A 21,517-nucleotide genomic window follows, 5' to 3' on the forward strand; every position below is an offset into this window, starting at 1 on the left:
GCTAAAAGGATGCCCCACATTTTGTCTCACCTGGGGCCGGAAATGCCGGTCCGTGTAATTGACCTATCGTAGTCGTCAGAACTAACACAATCGATGCCATCTGCCAGTCCTGACCTCTAACTGCAAAGCCGATGCCGACGCACGATTGCGCCAAAAGCCGAGTATTCGTGCGGATTCCAACGATCGCTCGCGCGTGCGTGACGGCTGAGTGCAGTCGCAACGATGCAGTCTCCACGCTGCATCGCGATCCGCGGGGGCGCCGACTACGTCGTCGTCGGCAGTCCCATCTGGCGCGCTGCCGAGCCGATCCGCGCCGTGCGCGAGATTACCGACGACATCGAGCGTGGGCTGCGCAACAGTCCCCGGCGCACGTTTGAAATTCTCAATCCCCGTCCCGTGTAGTCCATCTTCGTTCCGCGTCTGTCTTTCCTATTCGAACCAAACTACGATTGCGCGAAATGCCCGAGCCAATCATTTGAACTTCAAGTCTGAGCCTGCACTCGGAGCCCGTTCTTGCTCGAAATCCTCATCTACCTGTTAGCGCTTGCAGTCGGCGCCGGATTCATCGGCGCGATCTCGGGCCTCGGTGGCGGAGTCTTCATCGTGCCGGGGCTGGTCATCCTGGCGCACATGCCGATGAAGGTTGCCGTCGGCGCGAGCCTGATCTCCGTCGTCGCGACCAGCGCCGGAGCCAGCGTCGCATTCGTGCGCGACGGATGGACCAATCTGAAAGTCGCGATGGTGCTGGAATGCGCGACGGTTACCGGCGCCGTGATCGGCGCCTATCTCGCCGGCGTCGTGCCGACCGTGGTGCTCGAATTGCTCTTCGCCGCCATGATGCTCCAGTCGGCATACTTCTCGATGACCAGGCGCGGCGACGACATTCTCACCAGGGGCGACCCGCTCGCCGAGCGCCTGGAACTCTCGGGCGAAGTGCCCGACCTCAGCGGCAACACGGTCCACTATGAAGTCGTGAATGTACCCCAGGGCGGCGCGCTCATGGTCGTCGCGGGCCTCATGTCTGGCCTGCTCGGAATTGGGTCGGGCGCGCTCAAGGTGACGGCGATGGACTACATCATGCACCTGCCGCTCAAGGTTTCGAGCGCGACCAGCAACTTCATGATCGGCGTCACCGCCGGCGCCGGCGCACTCGTGTTCCTCGCGCGTGGCGACGTTGCCACCACCATCGCAGCCCCGGTGGCGATTGGAGTCACCGCCGGCGCGCTCGCCGGCAGCCGCGTCCTGCCGCATCTCAGGGTCGAGTCGCTCCGGACCGTATTCGTGATAATTCTTCTGCTGATCGCGGCCGAGATGGGATGGCGCGCATTATCGGGAATCTAAGCGATGCCGAAACACGAAGAAGACCGGATACTCAGGGAATGGACGCCGATTCTGCTGCGGTCGATTCTCATCGTCGCGATGCTCGTACTCGGCGCCGGACTCGTCCTGACCTACACCTTCGCCCCGGACTACTATGTCGAGCGCTACCAGGCGGCGCAGCATGGTCACCTGATCGGCAAGGAAACGATTGGCCGGTTGTTTGACGGGGTCCGGCAAGGCAATCCGCATGCGGTGCTGACGATCGGGCTGTTCGTGCTGACGCTGGTCCCGCTCGCGCGCGTCGCGTTCTGCTTCGTCCTCTTCATCCGGGAACGCGACTACACGTATGTTGCTCTTACGGCCTACGTGCTCGCAGGGTTGATCGTTGGTGTGCTGGTAGGGAATGTCGGTTAGTGATCGATTAGTATTCGGACGGAGGATCGCGCAATGGAAATAAAGGGAAAGGTCGGCGTCGTCACCGGCGGCTCATCGGGGATCGGGCGTGCAACGGCACAGCGGTTGGCGAAAGAAGGCGCCGCGATCGTGGTCGCCGATCTCGACGAAGCCGGCGGCGCCGAAACCGTCAAGCGTATCAAGACCGCCGGCAGCCGTGCCGTTTTTGTGAAGGCAGACGTCACCAGGATCGAGGACGCTCGCCGGATGCTCGACACCGCGGTCTCCGAGTTCGGCCGCCTCGACATCCTGCACAACAACGCCGGCATCGGCGTGGGCGCGCCCGGCTTTCCCGAAGCACCGCCTGAGCGATGGCGCCTGGTGATCGAGATCGACCTGCAGGCCGTCATTCTCGGCACCGGCCTCGCGGCTCCGCTGATGCAAGCGAACGGCGGCGGCGCCATCGTCAACACGGCCTCGATGGCCGGCTTGTATCCGCATCGCCAGGACGTGGTTTATGGCGCGGCCAAGGGCGGCGTTGTGAACTTCACGCATTCCCTGGCGTTCTGGGAAGCGGAACGGAAAATCCGCGTCAACTGCGTCTGCCCGGGAATCGTCGATACTCCGATGGTGCACAAGGGACTCGAGGCGGCCACCAAACTTGGGTTTTTGGCGAGAGCTTGGATACCGGCGAAGATGATTCAGCCCGAGGAAATCGCCGACGCAGTCGTCAGCCTCGTCCGCGACGATTCGCTGTTCGGATGCGCGCTGGAAATTCGCCCGAGTGGCCGCCAAATCGTCGATCCGCGTCGCGCCCCCGGCTCCCTGAGATAAAAAAACAGAGGCGGTCGATGACCGCCTCCGCTGCGAGCTGAATGTAGCGCGCGTCGATTGAAGCGCGACTCTGCGGCGACGGAGACTACTCCGCATTCGCGTCCGGGCTGCCGCCGGGCGCGCGCGACTCGATGATCTCGCGCGTCAGTTCTGGCTGGAGGTGCCGCCGTCCGGAGCCTTCATGTTTCGCTCCAGACACCAACGGTCGATCACCTCGGCGTTGAAACGCCAATCGGTGCCGATCCGAAAGCCCGGCAGCTCTCCGCGACGAAGCAGCTTGTAGATTGTCGATGGATGCACACGCAGATATTCGGACAATTCCTTGACCGTCATCACGCGCGGCAGGTTATACTTGGTTTCATTAGCCATGATACTCCCCGGTAACGTCCCCGTCGGTCGCCTACTCCCTGGATTTGATGCCTTTTTTCGCATCTCGAATGATTCAATCCGCCCGTTACGCCCACCATGAGCCTGTATGAGAGTCTCAAAATAATCACTGGCGGTCAAGAGGTGCTTAAGGGGACTTCTGGTACTTTTCGCGTTTCTCTCCTTTATTGTATGTGAAGTCAGCTATTCTTGCAGAGATTTCGATAACAAAATGCTCAGCTAAGCTCTAAACGATGCCTGTGAGTGCCTTGAAATGAGGTCATAAGCATGCCAAGTACGCGAATTTCAATTTTGCTAATCTTCGCCTGGCTTGGCCTTGCTCACGCCCAACCAGCCCAAGCCCAAATGAGGCTGACCAGCCCCGCGATCGCTCCCGGAGCCGCAATTGCCGATGACTACGCATGTACTGGCGCCGATCGATCCCCCGCGCTCGCATGGAGCGATGCGCCGCAATCAACGAAAACGAAATCATTTGCATTGATCGTCGACGACCCCGACGCTCCCCATGGAACATTTTTTCATTGGGTGGCGTACAATATTGCGGCTGGCGAAACTTCGCTGCCGGCAGGCGTGCCGCAAACCGCGGAAATTGCCGGCGGCGGAACAAATGGAATCAACAGCTTCGAGCATATCGGCTACAATGGACCGTGTCCGCCGCCGGGGAAAATGCATCACTATCGTTTTCATCTCTTCGCGCTGGATTCGACGTTGACTCCCGGCGACCCGGCGGACGCGGCCGCCGTCCAGTCCGCGATGAGAGGTCACGTCGTCGCGACCGCGGAATTGGTCGGCACATTCGAACGATGAGGTAAAAGCGGATTCATCGATGAAGACAGTACTCAAAATCCTGGCTGGAGTGATTGTTCTCGCAGTCGTCGCGATCGTGGGATGGCGTTACTATCAAATACATCGCGCGCGGCAGGCCGGCCTGCTCACCGAGAACATCGGGCATGACGGCAACGTCTGGAAGGCCGATTTCACCGCGCGCATCCCGGCCCCCGAGCAGACCGTCTTCACCGCGATTCGCGACGTCGAAAAAATGCACAACGATCAGGTCAAGGCGGTGCGCGTCGTATCCCAGAGCGGAAATAAAAAGACCGTCGATATGGATATCGCGGGACCGGGCGGACAAACGATTACCACCGAGCTTGAGTTCGAGTACCTGCCCGACCAGAACAAGATCGCCTATCACACCGTCGACAATCCGCTGCTCGATACTCAGGCCGTGTACCAACTCGGCGATGAAGGCGCGAGCACGTTCATCGACTACCACGAAACCACGCATCTGCTGCAGTCGTTTCCCGTCCCCGACGGCGTCATCAAGCAGGTCATTCGCGGCATCTTCATCGCGCAGCTCGAAACCTTGAAGCGCACCCTCAACATCAAGACCGCCGACGAGACCCCCTCCCGTGACGACGAACCCTGACGGCGCCCGCCGTTTCCGCGCGAGCAGTACGATGAACGTAATGACTTGCCGCAGGCAGGCGGAAGGCGCGAAATTGATGACGATCAAAGATACAGCGCAAATCGAGTGGGACGAGATCCGTAAGATCGACCATTACGCGTTGTCGGTGAAGGATCTCGCAAAATAACACGAAGATGCATTTTCCAGACAGCGTTGCGCGTGCACTCAAAAAGGCTCTCGTCAATGTATTCTGGACGAAGAAAGACCTTCGCGAATTGTTTAGCCGCTGCGATGTTCCAGCCAATCTGACAAACGCCCAAGATTGGAACGGATACAAGTTTCACATCATCGATCCCGTCATTGACTCCCTCAACGGATCACCGGACGGGCTTGGACCATTACGCCGAATCCTCGCCGAAACCCTTCACTACAAAGATGGCAATCACCTTCTGTGGCTCTCGGACGGCCAGAAGCGAAAACGAGAGGCGGAAGATTCGTTGGAGCATCTGAGGGTCTTGGTCGAAAAGCACGATGCGTCGCTGGAAGCGGAACGTACGAAGCAGGAACAGCGGCGTCGCGAGCAGGACGAGAGAGCTCGAAAGCAATCGTTCTCGGAGACGCGCGAACATCTAAAGCAGCATTTCTTAACCTTGTATGCCGCGCTCGACCGGCAGCAGAGCGGCTACGGATTAGAAGATCTCCTGTACCAAGTCTTCGATCTTTTCGAATTGCAGCCGCGCGGGCCATTTCGCCTTGCCGGAGAACAGATCGACGGCGCGTTCGTCCACGAGTCGACCGATTTTTTGCTTGAGGCGAAGTGGTAGAAGGCCCCTGCAAATCTGGAAGCGCTTCGCGATCTCGATGGCGCAGTCGGGTCAAACCTGGACAATACACTTGGGCTGTTCATTTCGATCCATGGGTACACCGGGGAAGCACTCGATCGGTATCGGCAGGGAAATCGGCCGCGAATTGTCTGCATGGACGGCGCTGACCTGATGGCCGTCCTGGAGGGTCAGATTGATCTCAACGACCTCTTGCGCCGAAAGAAGGCGATCGCCGCGCAACGAGGCGAAGTATTTGCGCCCGTTTCCAAAATAATCCTAGGAGAGATGTAGATGACCGCGGGGAAGATTGCATGTCCGCTCTGCGACTTGAGCCAACCGCTCGCTGCCAGCTCATCTGATCCCGATGGCGATCGCACGGCGGTTCGTTGTCGGCGATGCGGGGAGTTCTCAATTCCGTCCCGGATTCCTGAAAACTGGGATATAGGACGGATACCTCAGTTTCTGCTTGAGAAGAGAGTCAGACGCTCCGATCAGCCGCGCGGCCGCGAGCTCCTACGGAAGTATCTGTCTATCTACAGCCGTGAATGCCAGGAAACCGGCAGGCGGGCTGAATTTCCAGTACCTTTCGACCTTTCTGAGATGGAGCTGCTAGCCGAAACCTACGCGCATACGTCTGTTCCAGACCGTGCAGATAGGCTGCTTCGCTTTCTCGCGCGACGGACTGACTACCCCGGAAAACCCGTAGGGGTAAACGCGTACTACGATTATCCTGTGCCACATGCTATCGAGGCCGAGGAATTCGACTATTATCTGGAATACCTCGCTCACGCAGGTTGGATCGAACGACCAGCAGGTTTGGACGCAAAGATCTCCGGGCAGGATCCGGAGATAGAGTACGATCGCGAAACCATCGTCACGGTTGAGGGTTGGAAACGCATCGCTTCGCTCGGCGGCGGTCGTGTCGCTTTCGTCGCCATGTCATTCGCCACGGAACTGGACGACGCCTTTCTCGAAGGTCTCACTCCGGGCATATGCGACGCTGGCTACCAGGCATTGCGGGTAGACAAGATCGAGCATAACGAGAAAATTTGCGACCGAATCGTCTCCGAGATTCGAAGAGCCAGGTTTCTTGTAGCCGACGTGACAAATCAGCGGCCAGGCGTTTATTTCGAGGCCGGATTTGCAATGGGATTGGGCATGCCGGTCATCTGGTGCTGCAGAAAGGACGATCTCGCTAACGTCCATTTCGACACTCGGCAGTACAACCACATCGTCTGGGAAACGCCAGCGGAGCTGCGTACCAGACTTCGTGACAGGATTCTCGCCACGCTTGCGGCCTGAATGAATGGTATCCAAGGAATGCAAGACAGCTAGCAGAGATAAGGTCTCCAATTGCGTTGGTGAGCGTGCATTCGGCACTTGAAAAATCCGTCCGGCATGGGCATCCGAGCACGCTCCATCTCTGGTGCGCGCGACGGCCGCCAGGCCGCCCGCCGCGCAACGCTGCTGGCGCTGCTGCTCCCCGACCCGTGCGATGAGGACTGTCCGGAAGAGTTCAAGGACACAGTGAGGATCTGTGACCAAAGACGACGCGGTGCGTCAGCGTCGCCCGAGGTACCGACGAGTAGGACCTGATTAGTCATGTTCAAGCGACCCATACCATGATCCGCTTCAACGCAGAATTCGTAGCATCCGCGTTCGCTCTCGACGGATGCCCGCGATGGAAGCGCGCCGAGGTCGCGCTCGCCGGCCGCTCCAACGTGGGCAAGAGTTCCCTGCTCAACGCGCTCGCCGGAGTGAAGGGTCTCGCGCGGACCAGCAAAACCCCCGGACGCACGCGATGCCTCAACTTCTTCTCGGTCGGCGACACGCTCGCGCTATGCGACCTGCCCGGCTTCGGCTACGCGAAGATGGGTCATGAGGAAGCGGCCAAAATCGCTTTTATGATGCACGAATACATCCACGAGCGCGTCAATCTCGCCGCCATCGCGATTCTCGTCGATTGCCGCCGCGGTCCTCAGCACGACGAACTCGATCTGGCGGCGATGGCCGCGGAGCGCGGCATCGAAGTAATTCCGGTCGCGACCAAGTGTGACAAGCTGCGCCGTTCGGAGCGCGCAGCCGCGCTCAAACGTTTCGACTCGATGCGCGTGGCGCCGATCTTCTGTTCGGCGACGTCCGGCGAGGGAATCGACGATCTGCGCCGCCGAATCCTTGCCGTCGATCGGATGGATGCCGCTGAACCCGGGCCGCATAGCGAATCGAATTCTGCGACTTTCGACGAATGGCTGAAATGGGTTTTCGACCACCCGGTTGCAGAAAACACGTCGGACGAATGGTGGTGGCAGGAGCCTGACTACGATGAAGGCGGCAGGTGGTTGGACCGGCCGCCGATGCCGGCATTAGCGTTCGTTGCAAAACTCTTCGAGAATCCGTTGCAGTACCTGTCTTGTTATAGCGACGCTCAGATCAATCAGGGTCTCGATTTCATTGTCAGTACATCCTGCTCTAAACATTTCCACTGGCTCATAGACGGCAGAGTCGATCTTAATCTTCGAAAGCGTTGCATCCGATCAATTGAGGGTCTTTCCCGCGAGTTGTTCGCGCCGAGGTGTTCGGACGATGTCTGCAAAGGCACGAAGCCACTGGATTACATTTGCTTCATGCTCTGGGATCTTGCGATACACCATGCTTGTCACCGTGAGGATAATCCCGACGGTACTTACTCGGAGGTCCGCGATCCTGAAATCGACAAGGAATCCGTCAATACGCTCGCCCGCATAATCACAATACCAAGCCTCGCGTGTCAGCAATCGGCTCTGCATGGACTCGGCCACCTGGTTGACGACGCTTGTCTGGGAGCGAACATTATCCAGAAATATTTGGATGACCATCCAAACCTGCGTAGCGATATTCGGACATACGCGCAGCGGGCTCTGTTGGGCAAAGTACAGTAAGGCTGAAGACCCGAGGCGCTGCCGTCCGGGACGCTGCATCAGGATGAGACCAGAAGTTTCGGTAATTATCCCGGCTTACAATCGATGCGCGATGCTGCTTGAGGCGATCGATTCCGTGCTCGCCCAATCGACCCCGGCGTTCGAGTTGATCGTCATCGACGACGGCTCGACCGATGGGACCGCCGAGCACCTGGCGCGGCTGGCTGAAACGATCCGAATGAAAATTGACCGCATCGATCATCGCGGTCCGGCCGCGGCGCGAAACCGCGGCGTCGCCATCGCGCGCGCGCCGCTGATCGCATTCCTCGATTCCGACGATCTCTGGTCGCCGACCAAGCTCGAACGCCAGCTCGCGTTCATGCGCGACAACCCCGGCTGCGCGATCTCGCAAACCAACGAAATCTGGATCCGCAACGGGCGGCGCGTGAATCCCGGCCACCGCCATCGCAAGCGCGCCGGCGATATTTTCATCGACTCGCTCCGCACCTGCCTGATTGCCATGTCGTCGGTGATGATACGCACCGATCTTTTCCGCTCATTTGGCGGCTTCGACGAGCTCATGACCGCCGCCGAAGACTACGATCTATGGCTGCGAATTCTCATCGACCATGAAGCCGGCCTGCTCGACGAACCGCTGGTGACGCGCCGCGGCGGGCATCCCGATCAAACCTCGGCCACGACTCCTGCCCTCGATCGCTTCCGCATTCTCGCGCTTGCAAAATTGCTCGCGGACGACCGGCTTTCCCCGGCGCGGCGAACTTCGGTGGTCGAAGTATTGGCCGAAAAATGCCGTATCTACGCGGGCGGCCTTCGGCGACGAGGCAGAATCGACGAGGCGCGACTGTACGAATCGGTCGCTGAACAGGCGCGAGGCTGGGATACGCGTGCGGCTCCTGAAATCGGATGCACGGTCAAGGCGATGCGATCCATGATTCGCGAAATTCCACATGAATGCTGACGAGATCGACGCGCAGATTCGGATGCTCGCTGCCGAGCGACGGCTGCCGCCGAGCCATCTTGCGCGATGGCTCGCGATGGACCCGGCGTCGCGTGCCGCGATGCTCGATATCGCGCGCGTCATCCGCCTGCGGACCGGTCAATTGATGACCGCACTGGAGACGCTTGAGGAAATCGCCGTGCGCGAGCACGTCACAGCCGCCGGCGTTCTCGGCCGCCCCGAAATCAGGCGCATTGCGGGCGGTCCCGGCTCCGCGCCGTCGCGCGCGAGCGCGCTGCTCGAAGCGCTTCGAACGCTTCGCTACCCCCTCCTTAAGAAAATGCAGGAGCAGATCCGCTCTGAAGTCTCGGCGCTGAAGCTCCCCCGCGGAATTTCGGTGGTCTTGCCCAAAGAGCTTGGCTCTGATGAGCTCACCGTTTCGCTTCGGGTGCGAAGCGCCGCCGAACTGGCGCGCCTGCTCGAGGCGCTGGATCGCTCGCGCACGGGACTGACAAGGATTATTGAAATGCTTGGCGGTAAAAGGTGAAAAGTGAAAAATGAAATTTGACCTCGACGCCGTGCTTGTCGAGCACGGATGCGCCGGCTCTGCGCTGGCGACTCGCATCCTGCGCGCGCTCCCGCGCCATGTGCCCGTCACGCATGTCGCCGACAACGAAACGCGCGAGGCGACCAGGCCCGCATCCGGCGCGCGCGATCCGTTCGGGGCAGGCAAACGCCGGATGGTGATCGCGCGGCGCAAGACTCCGTTCCTGATGCCGTGTCACGCAGGCTCCTCCAGGTTCGCCTGCTGCGGATACCTCGTGCTCACGCTCGCATCGAACTGCCCGATGGATTGCTCGTACTGCTTTCTGCAGGAATATCTGGCTGACAATCCCGCCTTCCAGGTATATGCGAATTTCACCGATTCATTCGACGAGCTCGACCGGCTCATCGACAACGCTCGCGGGCGCAGCTTCCGCGTCGGCACCGCTGAGCTGGCGGATTCGCTCGCGTTCGACTCGATTACCTCGATCAGCCGCGACCTGATCGATTTTTTTGCCTCGCGCGAGAATCTGACGCTCGAGCTCAAGACCAAAACCGACGAAATTGAAAATCTTCTTGGCCGGGACCCGCGCGGCCGCGTGCTCGTCTCGTGGACCTTGTCGCCGGCCGCCGTCTATCGAAGCTCGGAGCATCTCACCGCCTCGCCCACGGCGCGAATCGCGGCGGCGCGCGCCGTCCTCGACGCCGGCTACCGCGTGGCGTTCCATCTCGATCCGTTGATCGCATATCCCGGCGCCGAGCGCGATTACCTGCTGCTGATCGACGAGTTGCTGGACACTATCGCGCCCAAACAAATCTCGTTCATCAGCATGGGCGGTCTGCGGATGACGCCGCGGTTGCGCGGCGCCGCGCGCAGCCGTTTCCCCGGCGATCCGATGCTATGCGGCGAGGACGTGCTCGCCGCTGACGGACGGTTTCGGACATTCACCCCGCTGCGCCTCAACCTCTACCGCACGCTTGCCGATCGCTTCCGAAAAGCGGGCGCGGAAATCCCCGCCTATCTGTGCATGGAAGCGGCCAGCGTCCATGAAAGCGTCTTTGGCGCGGCGCCCTCACGGCCGGCTATAATCGGCAACCGCCTCGCGCGCGACTGAGCACGGGCCGCACACCCGCGGATTCAAAAATAATGCCGACCCGTAAAAAATCTGCAACCCGGCCAAATTCGATCGCGCCTTCCAACGGACTTCTTCGCGGCTCGCGCGCGGCGATCGATCGGCCCATCGGCGTGTTCGATTCGGGAATCGGCGGACTCACCGTCCTGAAAGCGCTGACCGCGGCTCTGCCCAATGAAGATTTCATCTACCTCGGCGACACTGCCCGGCTTCCCTACGGCACGAAATCCAACGAAGTCATCGTCCGCTACTCGAAGGAGAACACCGGCTTCCTGCTCGCCAAGGGAATCAAGATGCTGGTGGTCGCCTGCAACACGTCCAGCGCGGTCGCGCTCGACGCAATCGCGTCGGACACGATGATCCCCGTGATCGGCGTGATCGAGCCGGGCGTGCGCGCCGCCGTCAAGGCTTCGCGCAACGGCAGAATAGGCGTGATCGGCACCGAAGCAACGATCGCGTCCGGCGCTTACACGCGCGCGATCCAGCGGCTAAGCCCGCGCTCCGAAATCTACACGCGCGCGTGCCCGCTGCTGGTGCCGCTGGCCGAGGAAGGATGGACCGACAATGCGGTCGCGGAATTGACCGTCGCCCACTACCTCGAGAGTCTCAAACAGAGCGGCATCGACACGCTGCTGCTGGGATGCACCCATTACCCGCTGCTGCGCGATATGTTCGCGCGAATTCTTGGGCCCCGCGTGAAGATCGTGGACTCCGCGACTGCGACCGCGGCCGACGTGCGCGACCGGCTGCGGATTCTCAAGCTCGCCCGGCGCACCGGCAAAGGGATTCAGAGTTTCTTCGTGACCGAGACCCCCGATCGTTTCGTCCGCGTCGGTCGCAGATTTCTCGGCCCGCAGGTCGAATCCGCCGTCCGAATCGAGCGCTAGTCCGCTCTCCTTACCCTGGTGCAGGGAATGACCCCCTGCCTACCGACCCGATTTCGGGATAAGATGATTTCCAGCTAAACTTGCGGAGTTGTTTCACTCTTTCACTGTGCCACCGGTCAGACCGCATCGCTCTGGCTCGTCGAGAACCTGATCTCAAAAAAACACTTGCCGCGAAAATCGCTCATATAAGATGGCTTCAGCTATTTCCCTCGTAGCGCGGAAAATCTTCGGCTCGAAGAACGAACGCGAAATCAAACGGCTGCGTCCCGACGTAGACGAGATCAACCGGCTCGAAGCCGAGACCTCGGCGCTGAGCGACGACGAACTGCGCAGCAAAATCGCCGAATGGAAGGCGAATATCAGCGCGATCGAAGATCGCGAGCGGCGCGACGATGCGATGCTCGAAATCCTGCCGCAAGTCTTCGCCGTCGTGCGCGAGGGCTCCAAGCGGACGATCGGCCAGCGCCACTTCGACGTGCAACTGATCGGCGGAATGATCCTGCACCAGGGGCGAATCGCCGAAATGAAAACCGGCGAGGGCAAGACTCTCGTCGCCACTCTGCCCGCCGTCCTCAACGCGCTGGCGGGACGCGGCGTGCACATCGTCACCGTCAACGACTACCTGGCCCGGCGCGACTCCGAATGGATGGGGCGCATCTATAAATTCCTGGGCCTGACGGTCGGCGTCGTCGTTCACGGCGTGACCGACCAGGAGCGCAAGCTCGCCTACCGCGCCGATATCACTTACGGCCAGAACAACGAGTTCGGCTTCGACTACCTGCGCGACAACATGAAGTTCAACATCGAGGACTACGTCCAGCGCGAGCACAACTTCGCGATCGTGGACGAAGTGGACTCGATTCTGATCGACGAGGCGCGCACGCCGCTGATCATCTCCGGCGCCTCCGAGGAATCCACCGACACTTATTATGTGGTGGATCGCGTGATCCCGCGCCTCAAGCCCGAAGAGCACTACACCATCGACGAGAAGATGCGCACCGTGGCGCTGACCGAGGACGGCGTGACGCGAGTCGAGCGACTGCTCGGCGTCGATAACCTGTACGACCCGCGCAACATCCTGCTGCTGCATCACGCCAACCAGGGACTTCGCGCGCACACGTTGTTCAAGCGCGACGTCGATTACGTCGTCAAAGAAGGCGAGGTGATCATCGTCGATGAATTCACCGGGCGGCTGATGCCGGGCCGGCGATGGAGCGACGGGCTGCATCAGGCGGTCGAGGCGAAGGAGAACGTCAAGATCGAGTCGGAGAACCAGACCCTCGCCACCATCACCTTTCAAAACTACTTCCGAATGTACAAGAAGCTGTCCGGGATGACCGGCACGGCCGACACGGAAGCGGTCGAGTTCAAGGAAATTTACCACCTTGACGTGGTCGTGATTCCGACCAATCAGCCGATGATCCGTATCGACAATCACGACGTCGTTTACAAAACCGAAGGCGAGAAGTTCGACGCCGTGATCGAGGAAATCCGCGACTGCCACGAACGCGGCCAGCCGGTGCTGGTCGGCACGGTCTCGATCGAAAAGTCCGAGCGCGTCGCCGACAAACTCAAAAACACCAGCGTCAAGCATTACGTGCTGAACGCCAAAAACCATGAGCGCGAAGCGGAAATCGTCGCCCAGGCCGGCCGTTTCGGCGCGGTCACGATCTCGACCAACATGGCCGGTCGCGGCACCGATATCGTGCTCGGCGGAAATCCCGAGTTCATGGCGGCGGCGGAAGTCGGCACCAAGGACCCGCTCGATCCGAATTTCCAGGCTGCACTCGCGAAGTACGTCGAACAGTGCAAGGCCGAGCGCGAGAAAGTGCTCGAGGCCGGCGGCTTGCACATCCTCGGCACCGAGCGCCACGAGTCGCGCCGAATCGACAACCAGCTCCGCGGCCGCTCGGGACGCCAGGGCGACCCCGGCTCGTCGCGATTCTACATGTCGCTCGAGGACGACCTGCTCCGCATCTTCGGCGCCGACCGTCTCAAGGGCCTGATGGGCCGAATCGGGATGGAGGACAACGAGCCCATCGAGCATCGATGGATATCGCGCGCGATCGAAAACGCGCAAAAGAAGGTCGAATCGCACAACTTCGACATCCGCAAGCATCTGCTCGAATACGACGACGTCATGAACAAGCAGCGCGAGGTCGTTTACCATCGCCGCCGCGAACTGCTCAGCGGCGCCTCGCTCAAGGATGACGTGCTCGACATGTGCGACGCGCTGATCGAGGAAATCGCCGCGGCTCACGCGAACAGCGAAGTCGATCCGGCGCAATGGGACTGGAAGCTGATCGACGACGCGTTCTTCAAGCAGTTCAAGTTCCGCCCCGGCTTCAGCGCGCAGACCGAAGTGGGCGGCAAGCCGGTTCAGTCGGCCGACGATCTGACCGAGATCGGTTCCGAGCGCGTGCATCAGCTCTACGATCAGCGCGAAGCGGAATTCACCGAGCCGGTGATGCGCCAAATCGAAAAGATCGTGATGCTCCAGACGCTCGATTCGCTCTGGAAGGACCATCTGCTCGCGATGGACCATCTGAAGGAAGGAATCGGGCTGCGCGGCTACGCCCAGGTGAATCCGCTGGTCGAATACCAGAAGGAAGGGTTCACGATGTTCGAGGCGCTGATGGCGGTGATGCAACAGGACGTGGTCGAAAAGGTTTTTTCCGTCCAGGTGCAGCGCCAGCAGGACGTCGAGCAGATTCAGCAGCCCAAGCCGCAGCGCGTCGTAATGAGCCACGGCGGCGAGAGCGAGACGCCGGCCGCAACGCCGGTCAAGCGCGACGCCGAAAAAGTCGGCCGCAACGATCCGTGCCCGTGTGGCTCGGGCAAGAAGTACAAGCGCTGCCACGGCAAGTGAGATCGAGGCCCCGGCGCAACCAAGGCCGGCTGGAGCAAGCGATCGCAACCGCACGCGGAGCGACGCGCGCATCGCGCACTCTTGCGTGCGCGCTCGGTCCGCGTATAGTTCGGCGCACGGAGGATTTTGCCGGATGAAAGTCGAACTCGAGCCCGCCGCCGTGCGCGGATTTCGATTCGCCGGCGTCAGCGCGGGACTGAAGACCAGGGCGGGCGCGCTGGACCTGGGCCTTATCGCCGCCGATCGCCCGGCCGCCGCAGCCGCGGTGTTCACCGCCAATCGTGTGAAAGCCGCGCCGGTCTATGTGACGGCGGATCGCGTCAAGTCGGGCCGTTTGCAGGCAGTCGTCGCGAACTCGGGATGCGCTAACAGCTTCACCGGCGCAGAAGGGATGCGCCTTGCGCGCGACTCATGCGCGGAAGTCGCGCGACTTCTCGGATGCGCACCGGAACTCGTCGCGCCATCCTCGACCGGTGTGATCGGCCATCTCTACGACTACGCGAAATTCAAAAGCGGCGCCGCCGATGCGGTACGATCGCTGCGTGAAGACGGGCTTGCCGACTTCGCACATGCGATCATGACGACTGACACGCGCGTCAAGACCGCCTCGACCAGCTTCAAGGCCGGCGGCTCGACCATCACGCTCGCCGGCGCGGTGAAAGGTGTCGGGATGATCTCGCCCAGGATGGCGACGATGCTCGGCTACCTGGTCACAGACGCGGTGATCGCTCCCTCTTTACTGAAAAAATCGCTCAAGTCCGCGCTGCCGGCGAGCTTCAACGCGATCACCGTTGACGGCGACATGTCAACCAACGACACGGTGATTATTATGGCGAGCGGCGCCGCGGAAAATCGCGCATTCGGCGCACGCGAGCAGGCGGCATTCGATCGCGCGGTCGGGGAAATTTCGGCGGCGCTCGCGCGCGAACTCGTGCGTGACGGCGAGGGCGCGACCAAGCTCGTCAGCGTCCAGGTACGCGGCGCTCGCAATCCTGCCGACGCCGAGCGTGCGGCCCGGCAAATCGCCAACTCGCCGCTGGTCAAGACGGCGTTCTTCGGATGCGATCCGAACGTGGGCCGAATCCTGATGGCGGCGGGATCGTCCGGCGCATACGTCGAACCCGGCAAGCTGATGCTGTGGATCGGGGGAGTGAAAGTTGCCGCGAACGGCCGGCTGCTGACCGAGGCGCTGGCGGATGCGGGGACTGCGATGAAAGAGCGCGAATTCGCCGTGCGACTCGATCTGCGGTTGGGAAAATCGAGCGCCCGGATTCTGACTTGCGACCTGAGCTACGATTACGTGCGAATCAACGCGGAGTACACGACCTGAGCGCAGGCAATTCCCGATGGCAAGCTTCAGCGCCCGGCAAACATGCGGCCCGCGGCATAAGTCACACCCGCGGCTGCTATTCCAATCAACATGCTTTCGAGTCCGCTGCGCCACCACGAACGGCTGGTGATGATCGTCTTCAGCGCGCCGGCGCCGAACAGCGCCGCGACGGTCGAGATGGCCGACACGATCAGCGCCCGGCTCGGCTCGAAAAAAATGTACGCCCAGACGGGCACTGCCGCGCCTGACAGATACGACAACCCGACGGCAAACGCTGAGCGGATCGGGCTGTCGAAGGATTCTTCGTTGAAGCCCAGCTCCTCGCGCATCATCACGTTGCTCCATCGCTCGGGATCCGACGTGATGTGCGCGACGATCTGATCGAGCAGCGGCCCGGCGAACCCCTTTTTTCGATAGATGGTGCTGATCTCTTCGCGCTCGCGTTCCGGCCATCGGTGGATTTCGTCGCGTTCGCGTTCTATCTCGCTTTGATAAAACTCGATTTGCGAGCGCGCGGAGATGAACGCCGCAAGCCCCATCGCTACCGCGCCGCCGAGCATCTCCGAGAGTCCCGCCATCATCGCCGCGTTGCCCGTGACGAACGCGCCCGCGACGCCGGAGGTAACCGCGAACGAGGCGACCAGTCCGTCGTTCAGTCCGAGCATCACGTCGCGCACCCAGCTTCCGCCGGCGGCGTGGACCTGCTCGGTATGATGGTCGTACTCGCGGATGCGGGTCGAAAAAGCCACTACTCAGTTCCTCCCGCGAGCGGCTCCACGACCCGCTCCGTGGCTGGGACGCCGCGGCGCTTGCGGCGATCGATTGACTCGCGCGCCGCTCCAACTTCGGCGACCATCTTGCGCGCGGCCGCGCGGTCCGGCCGATGGCCCAGGTAGGAGTAAAGAAAATCGAGCCGCGCCGCGCGGCACAGAAATCGCCCGATGCTGCGATCGAGATGCACCAGGTTCAGAATTCGGCGATCCCACGATACGTTGGCGGCGCGGCGGAAATCCTCGAGGTCGATAAAGTACACCTTGAAACCGCCGGACTCGTTTTCCTCGACCATGATGTTGGTCTCTTGCAGATCGCGAGTGTAAAGACCGGACTCGTGGAGGCGCCGGATTTGTGCGGCCACCGTATCGGAGATTTGTTTGCGGCGATGCACGTTGCGTCCCTTGATTTCTCCAGGGCCGAGCATGAAGCGGCTCAGAGAGTCGGCGTTGATGAGCGCGCGGCTGACGAGATAAGAGGCTCGAATCGCACCCGCCTGGTACAAATCCATGGCCGCCAGCGGCTCCGGATGCGCGAAGCCGTGCGCCCGGAGCATCGCGGCGCCGGCGAGCGATCGCGCGGCGCGAGAACCGCGAAATCGCGCGTAAACGCCGCGGCTCCATGAGGAAACCTCGACGCGCTTTAAGAACGCGGGCCCGGCGCCGGGGACGTCGAGGAATCCAGCCAGCGTGCGCGCTTCAGACTTGAGCACCCGAAAATCCGCCGACGCCATCAATTCGTCGGCGCGCTCGACGACCGCGCGCCAATCCGGCGAACGCGCATAGAGGACTACCGTGCGCATGCGCGATCAAGCCTAGCCCTTTCGCGCGCCGATGGCATCGGGGGCGCGCCGACGAGGCGCGAGTCTGCGAGTCTCGTGCCGCTCCGGCAGCGCCCTGGCAACGAAAAGCTACTTCTTGGGCAGGACGATTAACGAGCCGCCGATATGCGCAAGATGCAGCTGGCAAAAATACGGAAACACTCCCGGCTTGTCGGCGACGAACGTGATCGTCTTGGGTGTGCCGCGTGTCACAATCTCCGCGATGTTGTATGCCGGAATCGTAAAGCCGTGCTGATTCGACGGGCCCGTGCCCGGCACCTGATTCTTGAGCGTGAGCTTTACCTTGTCGCCCTGTTCAACCGCGATCACGCTGGGCAACCAGAACTTCGTGTCATCTATCTCGACCGAGACGAGCGTGAAACTCTTGGTGCCGGGCTCGTCCACGGCGGGTGCCGGCACAGCTGCGGCCGAGGGGGCGGCGTCGGCTGCCGCCGCGATCCGGCTCGCGCTCGGAAGCATGAATGCTGCCGCGACCGCCATAGCGGCCATCGTTTTCAACATTGCCTTGCTCATCGAAGTTTTCTCCTTGTTCAGCAGGTCATGACAATCTATCACGAGAATCGCGAGACTCAGCCGTTGAATCGCCTTGCGAGTTTTGCCCATTGCGCGTCGTCGGTGCCCGCGCGATACGGAATGTAAAACGCAACCCGGTCGAGCAGCCCATCGTAACGCTGCATCACCTTGTCCGCGATCTCGTCGTAGGTGCCCGCGACCGTGTACACGTCGAGCATCTCGTCCGTGATCTCCTTGGCCATCGAGACCCACTCGCCCCTGGCAGCCTTTTCGTTTAATCGCTGGGCAACGTCGCCCCATCCGTGCGTGTCGAGCACGATCTTGTAGGTTCGCGTCGAGGCGTAGAACGAGATCTGCTGCCGGACGGCTTCGCGGGTTTTTTTTATTTCGTCCTGGTTGTGGCCGACGATCACGAACGCCGCTGACAGGATTTCGAAGTCTTTGCGCGAGCGCCCGGCCTTCTTGAGACCCTTCTCGACGTTCGGCAGCACGAATTCGCGAAGATACTTGGGCGAGTTGAAGGGATGCGCATGCAGGCCCTCGCACAGTTCGCCGGCGAGCCGGATGATATGTTGGTTCACGCCGGCGATGTGAATCGGCACGTTCGAGTAGTTGTGTTTGGCCGGCGTGAAGAACGGCGTCATCAACGAGAAGTTGTAGTACTTGCCCTGGAACGAAAGTTTCGCGCCGCCCTCCGACCAGCACTTGAAGATCGCGCGGAGCGCCAGGATGTACTCGCGCAGGCGCGGCACCGGCGCTTCCCACTTCGTGCTGTAGCGGCGCTCGATATGGCCCTTGACCTGCGTGCCGAGGCCGAGGATGAAGCGGCCCTCGGAAAGCCCTGCCAGATCCCAAGCGGTCGCGGCGGTAACCATGGGGCTGCGCGGAAACGCAATCGCGACCGACGTGCCCATTTTGATTCGCTTGGTATGCTCCGCGATCAGCGCGGCCGGAAGAAAGCCGTCGTTGCCGGCCTCCGGAATCCAGATCGCATCGAATCCCGCCGCCTCGGCGGCGCGGGCGGCGGCCGGAACATCGCGCAAGTTGCGCGTCGAGAGACCGGTGTCGAGTTTCATAATTTTTCGCTCCCGCGTAAATTTTTAGACGAGCGGGCGAAATCGTAACAAAGCATGCGGCGAACTGGGAAGAGCGCGCTCAGCGGCGCGCGGCTGCGCGTCTGCGAATCACGTCGAGCAGGCGGCGCGGGTAATCGCTGATCAGTCCGTCCACGCCCATGTCGAGCAATTCTTCCATTTCGGCTTCCTCGTTCACTGTCCAGACGTGCACCTCGAGTCCGATGCGATGGGCGAACTCGACACTATCGGGCGTGACGAGCTGCCACGATTCGTAGTTGCGCGGTATTTGGAGTGCGTCGCCGGGCGGACGATAGTTGTCGCGGCTCACCATCGCCTGAAAGAATCCGCCCGATTCGAGGTACGAAAAGTTGGTCGGGATTTCCGGCGCCAGCATCCGGACCTCGTCGAGCGGTTCCTGGTGCTCGCTGGCGACAAACACACTCCTGCGCATCCCGGCGCGATCGATCACGCCGAGCAACGGCACGACCACGCTCGGCTTGATTTGCTTGACTTCGACCTCTATCGGCAGTTTTGGAAATGCCGCAAGCACCTCGGCCAGGCGCGGCACCCGGATACCCTTGTCTCTGAATGGAAAATTCGCGCCGTCGAGCGTAAACATCCGGCCCGCGTCGGCCGCCGCGAGCTCGGCGTATGTCATTTCGCGGATGACGCCGGCGCGTCCGCAAGTGCGCTCCAGATAGTCGTCGTGACTGACAACGATTTCGCCGTCGCGCGTCATATGGATGTCGAGTTCGAGATACTGAATGCCGATCGCGGCGGCGGCGGCAAATGCTTCGAGCGTATTTTCAGGATGCGTACCGGCGCATCCGCGATGCCCAAAGGCGCGCGGCAATCCGGGCTTGAAGAAATCGGTATTGGGATGCTCGCGCATTTCAGATGCAACCTCGTCGCGATTTCTGCTGTGACCGGGAAGCTGGGACCTGGTAATGGCGATCGAAGAATGGAGCGAAACTGTAAGACGCTCAGATCAAAGCGCGCTGTCGGACTCCGAGGCTCCGAGCGCCGGGCCGTCCTGGCTGCTTGAAATTCTCTGTCCTCGGATATGCGCGGTCTTTGCCGGGCTGCGACCGAGCGTCACGTGGTACATGTCGGCGAACTTCGAGATCGCGGGTTTGCGCGCGTCGGTCGCGATGAAATGGCTGCCGAGGTCGGGCAGCTCGGCCAGTGCGGACTGGTAGCGGTCCTTGATGTCGTCGAAGATCGCCTTCATCCGCGGCGAGACCTCGTGATTCTCGCCAAGTTTCTCGGTGAGAGGATTGACCCAGGCGCCGTCTTTTTCCATCGCGAAGTGGAGATGCGGCCCGGTCGAAAGCCCGGTCGAACCGACATTTCCAATGACCTGCCCGATACGGACGTAGCCGCCCGGCTTCACGTCGGAGCTGATCTTCGACAGATGACCGTAGATGCTGACCATCTCATGCTGATGCTGGATGCGGATGCAATTGCCGAGCTCGCCCTGCCATCCCGCGCTTATAACCGTGCCATCGGCGACGGCCTTGACCGGCTCGCCGTATTTGGCGACCAGATCGACGCCGACATGAGGCCGATACTCGTGCAGGATCGGATGATAGCGATGGAACGTGAAGCCCGAGGAAATGTACTGGAAATTGAGCGGAAACTTCAGGGACTGCGGACCGAGCGCGTGGCCCTTTTCGTCATATAGATGAGGGCGGCCGTGTTCGTCCGAGAACGATATCGCCGTCAGCGTGCGGCTTCCAAAGCGGATTTGCGCCGCCTGCACGTCGCCGGCGAGCGTGTAGGAGCCGTCGCGGCTGATCTTTTCATTGTAAATCAGCTTGACTGCGGAACCGGGCGCGAGGCGATTGAGATCGTGGCGGTCCGAGAACGCATCCTGCAGCGTGTCGACGATTGGCTTGGGTATCCCGTTCTCGGCGGCTGCGCGCTGGAAGTTGTCCTTGACCGCGAACGTCAGTTTGATCGGGTGAATGAAATACTCGATCGGCCGCAGCCCGGCCTTCAGCACTCCGGCGCCGAGGCTCGCCGCGGTGACCGTGGTCTTTTCGTCAAGATCGTACTTGAGGCCGCGCATCTCGCCGGTCTCGGGATCCTTATATAGCGTCAGCGGATGCCCGCTGTGAAAATACCGGTTCGCGGTGATGCGCTGGATGTACGACGCCCACTGATGCGCGTCGCCCGGTTCCATCCCGGCTTCGCGAAGGTAGCTTTCGATGGGCGCGGTGCGGTCAAGCGTCGTGCTGATCATGATCGACGCAGGTGCGGGATCGACGGATTCTGGCTGCTCGACTACGTCAGGGCCGTCCTTGCCGGCATCCAGTTCGGAGCTGAGCGTGTCGAGCGGCGAGCCAAGCGTCTGCGGATTTGCCTGGAAAAAAAGAAACAGCGCCGCGGTGGTCGCAACCAAGGCAACGGCCAACCCCATCAGCGCGCGTGGATATCCCAAAGAGTGTCTCCCCCGAGCGAGCATCATCAGCGACGCTAGGTGATTCGCCTACCCAACGCAACCCCTGGCGGTGTATCACTCTGATACACTACG

General features: G+C 61.2%; 25 protein-coding genes. 18 read left to right on the forward strand and 7 right to left on the reverse strand.

Annotation, left to right across the window (positions count from 1 at the left end):
* Window positions 1–222: 222 nt before the first annotated feature.
* From ABR989_RS07815 to ABR989_RS07830, 4 genes are all read left to right on the forward strand, one after another.
* Window positions 223–402 (forward strand): hypothetical protein, encoded by a 180-nt coding sequence (locus ABR989_RS07815; RefSeq protein WP_428127285.1) that lies wholly within the window; start codon window positions 223–225, stop codon window positions 400–402.
* A gap of 111 nt (window positions 403–513) precedes the next feature.
* A complete protein-coding gene (locus tag ABR989_RS07820) occupies window positions 514–1,341 on the forward strand; it encodes a sulfite exporter TauE/SafE family protein (protein ID WP_428127288.1) in 828 nt (275 codons plus the stop codon).
* Window positions 1,342–1,344: 3 nt separating this feature from the next.
* Window positions 1,345–1,734 (forward strand): DUF1634 domain-containing protein, encoded by a 390-nt coding sequence (locus ABR989_RS07825; protein ID WP_428127291.1) that lies wholly within the window; start codon window positions 1,345–1,347, stop codon window positions 1,732–1,734.
* Between the two features lie 33 nt (window positions 1,735–1,767).
* A complete protein-coding gene (locus ABR989_RS07830) occupies window positions 1,768–2,547 on the forward strand; it encodes an SDR family NAD(P)-dependent oxidoreductase (RefSeq protein WP_428127294.1) in 780 nt (259 codons plus the stop codon).
* A 144-nt stretch (window positions 2,548–2,691) separates the two neighbouring features.
* On the opposite strand, the gene ABR989_RS07835 is transcribed toward ABR989_RS07830, so the two are convergent.
* Window positions 2,692–2,916: a helix-turn-helix domain-containing protein gene (locus ABR989_RS07835; RefSeq protein WP_428127297.1), complete on the reverse strand. Its 225-nt coding sequence runs from the start codon at window positions 2,914–2,916 to the stop codon at window positions 2,692–2,694.
* A gap of 363 nt (window positions 2,917–3,279) precedes the next feature.
* Between ABR989_RS07835 and ABR989_RS07840 the strand changes: the two genes are divergently transcribed.
* The 14 genes from ABR989_RS07840 (at window position 3,280) to argJ (ending at window position 15,780) form a co-directional block, all read left to right on the forward strand.
* Complete coding sequence (locus ABR989_RS07840; protein ID WP_428127301.1) at window positions 3,280–3,741, forward strand: YbhB/YbcL family Raf kinase inhibitor-like protein; 462 nt, start codon at window positions 3,280–3,282, stop codon at window positions 3,739–3,741.
* Window positions 3,742–3,760: 19 nt separating this feature from the next.
* The gene (locus ABR989_RS07845) at window positions 3,761–4,360 is read left to right on the forward strand and encodes an SRPBCC family protein (protein WP_428127304.1); all 600 of its coding nucleotides are present in this window, start codon (window positions 3,761–3,763) and stop codon (window positions 4,358–4,360) included.
* Window positions 4,361–4,391: 31 nt separating this feature from the next.
* A complete protein-coding gene (locus ABR989_RS07850; RefSeq protein ID WP_428127307.1) occupies window positions 4,392–4,526 on the forward strand; it encodes a hypothetical protein in 135 nt (44 codons plus the stop codon).
* Window positions 4,527–4,533: 7 nt separating this feature from the next.
* The gene (locus tag ABR989_RS07855; RefSeq protein ID WP_428127310.1) at window positions 4,534–5,163 is read left to right on the forward strand and encodes a hypothetical protein; all 630 of its coding nucleotides are present in this window, start codon (window positions 4,534–4,536) and stop codon (window positions 5,161–5,163) included.
* Between the two features lie 153 nt (window positions 5,164–5,316).
* Entirely contained in the window at window positions 5,317–5,454 is a 138-nt protein-coding gene (locus ABR989_RS07860) for a hypothetical protein (RefSeq protein ID WP_428127312.1), read from the forward strand.
* Window positions 5,455–6,465 (forward strand): hypothetical protein, encoded by a 1,011-nt coding sequence (locus ABR989_RS07865; RefSeq protein ID WP_428127315.1) that lies wholly within the window; start codon window positions 5,455–5,457, stop codon window positions 6,463–6,465.
* A 65-nt stretch (window positions 6,466–6,530) separates the two neighbouring features.
* Complete coding sequence (locus ABR989_RS07870) at window positions 6,531–6,662, forward strand: DUF1156 domain-containing protein (protein ID WP_428127492.1); 132 nt, start codon at window positions 6,531–6,533, stop codon at window positions 6,660–6,662.
* Between the two features lie 123 nt (window positions 6,663–6,785).
* Entirely contained in the window at window positions 6,786–8,081 is a 1,296-nt protein-coding gene (gene yihA, locus ABR989_RS07875; protein WP_428127318.1) for a ribosome biogenesis GTP-binding protein YihA/YsxC, read from the forward strand.
* 43 nt (window positions 8,082–8,124) lie between these two features.
* A complete protein-coding gene (locus ABR989_RS07880) occupies window positions 8,125–9,039 on the forward strand; it encodes a glycosyltransferase family 2 protein (RefSeq protein WP_428127321.1) in 915 nt (304 codons plus the stop codon).
* Window positions 9,029–9,565: a hypothetical protein gene (locus ABR989_RS07885; protein ID WP_428127325.1), complete on the forward strand. Its 537-nt coding sequence runs from the start codon at window positions 9,029–9,031 to the stop codon at window positions 9,563–9,565. The genes ABR989_RS07880 and ABR989_RS07885 overlap by 11 nt, the downstream gene beginning before the upstream one ends.
* 10 nt (window positions 9,566–9,575) lie before the next feature.
* A complete protein-coding gene (locus tag ABR989_RS07890; RefSeq protein ID WP_428127328.1) occupies window positions 9,576–10,676 on the forward strand; it encodes an SPL family radical SAM protein in 1,101 nt (366 codons plus the stop codon).
* Window positions 10,677–10,708: 32 nt separating this feature from the next.
* A complete protein-coding gene (gene murI, locus ABR989_RS07895) occupies window positions 10,709–11,581 on the forward strand; it encodes a glutamate racemase (protein ID WP_428127331.1) in 873 nt (290 codons plus the stop codon).
* A gap of 190 nt (window positions 11,582–11,771) precedes the next feature.
* A complete protein-coding gene (secA, locus tag ABR989_RS07900) occupies window positions 11,772–14,450 on the forward strand; it encodes a preprotein translocase subunit SecA (RefSeq protein ID WP_428127333.1) in 2,679 nt (892 codons plus the stop codon).
* Between the two features lie 133 nt (window positions 14,451–14,583).
* Window positions 14,584–15,780 (forward strand): bifunctional glutamate N-acetyltransferase/amino-acid acetyltransferase ArgJ, encoded by a 1,197-nt coding sequence (gene argJ, locus ABR989_RS07905; RefSeq protein WP_428127335.1) that lies wholly within the window; start codon window positions 14,584–14,586, stop codon window positions 15,778–15,780.
* Between the two features lie 26 nt (window positions 15,781–15,806).
* Here argJ and ABR989_RS07910 read toward each other — a convergent pair whose 3' ends face one another.
* The 6 genes from ABR989_RS07910 to ABR989_RS07935 form a co-directional block, all read right to left on the reverse strand.
* A complete protein-coding gene (locus tag ABR989_RS07910) occupies window positions 15,807–16,529 on the reverse strand; it encodes a VIT1/CCC1 transporter family protein (RefSeq protein WP_428127337.1) in 723 nt (240 codons plus the stop codon).
* Window positions 16,529–17,353, reverse strand: a complete 825-nt coding sequence (locus tag ABR989_RS07915) for a lipopolysaccharide kinase InaA family protein (protein WP_428127339.1) — start codon at window positions 17,351–17,353, stop codon at window positions 16,529–16,531. Before ABR989_RS07915 ends, ABR989_RS07910 begins: the two co-directional genes overlap by 1 nt.
* Window positions 17,354–17,461: 108 nt before the next feature.
* Window positions 17,462–17,905, reverse strand: coding sequence for a cupredoxin domain-containing protein (locus ABR989_RS07920; protein ID WP_428127341.1), 444 nt, complete (start codon window positions 17,903–17,905; stop codon window positions 17,462–17,464).
* Between the two features lie 56 nt (window positions 17,906–17,961).
* Window positions 17,962–18,981: a TIGR03617 family F420-dependent LLM class oxidoreductase gene (locus ABR989_RS07925; RefSeq protein ID WP_428127343.1), complete on the reverse strand. Its 1,020-nt coding sequence runs from the start codon at window positions 18,979–18,981 to the stop codon at window positions 17,962–17,964.
* A 79-nt stretch (window positions 18,982–19,060) separates the two neighbouring features.
* Complete coding sequence (locus ABR989_RS07930) at window positions 19,061–19,873, reverse strand: glycerophosphodiester phosphodiesterase family protein (RefSeq protein ID WP_428127345.1); 813 nt, start codon at window positions 19,871–19,873, stop codon at window positions 19,061–19,063.
* Between the two features lie 96 nt (window positions 19,874–19,969).
* Complete coding sequence (locus tag ABR989_RS07935; RefSeq protein WP_428127347.1) at window positions 19,970–21,424, reverse strand: M23 family metallopeptidase; 1,455 nt, start codon at window positions 21,422–21,424, stop codon at window positions 19,970–19,972.
* Window positions 21,425–21,517: the final 93 nt, after the last annotated feature.

Origin of the sequence: Binatus soli (SeqCode), from assembly GCF_050015535.1 — a bacterium.
Classification (GTDB): Bacteria; Desulfobacterota; Binatia; order Binatales; family Binataceae; genus Binatus; species Binatus soli.

Bases quoted from the DNA above. Each gene is read 5' to 3' on its own strand.
- ABR989_RS07885 (WP_428127325.1), top strand. From the start codon at position 9,029: ATGAATGCTGACGAGATCGACGCGCAGATTCGGATGCTCGCTGCCGAG.
- secA (WP_428127333.1), top strand. From the start codon at position 11,772: ATGGCTTCAGCTATTTCCCTCGTAGCGCGGAAAATCTTCGGCTCGAAG.
- ABR989_RS07890 (WP_428127328.1), top strand. From the start codon at position 9,576: ATGAAATTTGACCTCGACGCCGTGCTTGTCGAGCACGGATGCGCCGGC.
- murI (WP_428127331.1), top strand. From the start codon at position 10,709: ATGCCGACCCGTAAAAAATCTGCAACCCGGCCAAATTCGATCGCGCCT.
- yihA (WP_428127318.1), top strand. From the start codon at position 6,786: ATGATCCGCTTCAACGCAGAATTCGTAGCATCCGCGTTCGCTCTCGAC.
- ABR989_RS07825 (WP_428127291.1), top strand. From the start codon at position 1,345: ATGCCGAAACACGAAGAAGACCGGATACTCAGGGAATGGACGCCGATT.
- ABR989_RS07925 (WP_428127343.1), bottom strand. From the start codon at position 18,981: ATGAAACTCGACACCGGTCTCTCGACGCGCAACTTGCGCGATGTTCCG.
- ABR989_RS07850 (WP_428127307.1), top strand. From the start codon at position 4,392: ATGAACGTAATGACTTGCCGCAGGCAGGCGGAAGGCGCGAAATTGATG.
- ABR989_RS07840 (WP_428127301.1), top strand. From the start codon at position 3,280: ATGAGGCTGACCAGCCCCGCGATCGCTCCCGGAGCCGCAATTGCCGAT.
- ABR989_RS07855 (WP_428127310.1), top strand. From the start codon at position 4,534: ATGCATTTTCCAGACAGCGTTGCGCGTGCACTCAAAAAGGCTCTCGTC.
- ABR989_RS07815 (WP_428127285.1), top strand. From the start codon at position 223: ATGCAGTCTCCACGCTGCATCGCGATCCGCGGGGGCGCCGACTACGTC.
- ABR989_RS07845 (WP_428127304.1), top strand. From the start codon at position 3,761: ATGAAGACAGTACTCAAAATCCTGGCTGGAGTGATTGTTCTCGCAGTC.
- ABR989_RS07880 (WP_428127321.1), top strand. From the start codon at position 8,125: ATGAGACCAGAAGTTTCGGTAATTATCCCGGCTTACAATCGATGCGCG.
- ABR989_RS07835 (WP_428127297.1), bottom strand. From the start codon at position 2,916: ATGGCTAATGAAACCAAGTATAACCTGCCGCGCGTGATGACGGTCAAG.
- ABR989_RS07830 (WP_428127294.1), top strand. From the start codon at position 1,768: ATGGAAATAAAGGGAAAGGTCGGCGTCGTCACCGGCGGCTCATCGGGG.
- ABR989_RS07930 (WP_428127345.1), bottom strand. From the start codon at position 19,873: ATGCGCGAGCATCCCAATACCGATTTCTTCAAGCCCGGATTGCCGCGC.
- ABR989_RS07860 (WP_428127312.1), top strand. From the start codon at position 5,317: ATGGACGGCGCTGACCTGATGGCCGTCCTGGAGGGTCAGATTGATCTC.
- argJ (WP_428127335.1), top strand. From the start codon at position 14,584: ATGAAAGTCGAACTCGAGCCCGCCGCCGTGCGCGGATTTCGATTCGCC.
- ABR989_RS07915 (WP_428127339.1), bottom strand. From the start codon at position 17,353: ATGCGCACGGTAGTCCTCTATGCGCGTTCGCCGGATTGGCGCGCGGTC.
- ABR989_RS07865 (WP_428127315.1), top strand. From the start codon at position 5,455: ATGACCGCGGGGAAGATTGCATGTCCGCTCTGCGACTTGAGCCAACCG.
- ABR989_RS07920 (WP_428127341.1), bottom strand. From the start codon at position 17,905: ATGAGCAAGGCAATGTTGAAAACGATGGCCGCTATGGCGGTCGCGGCA.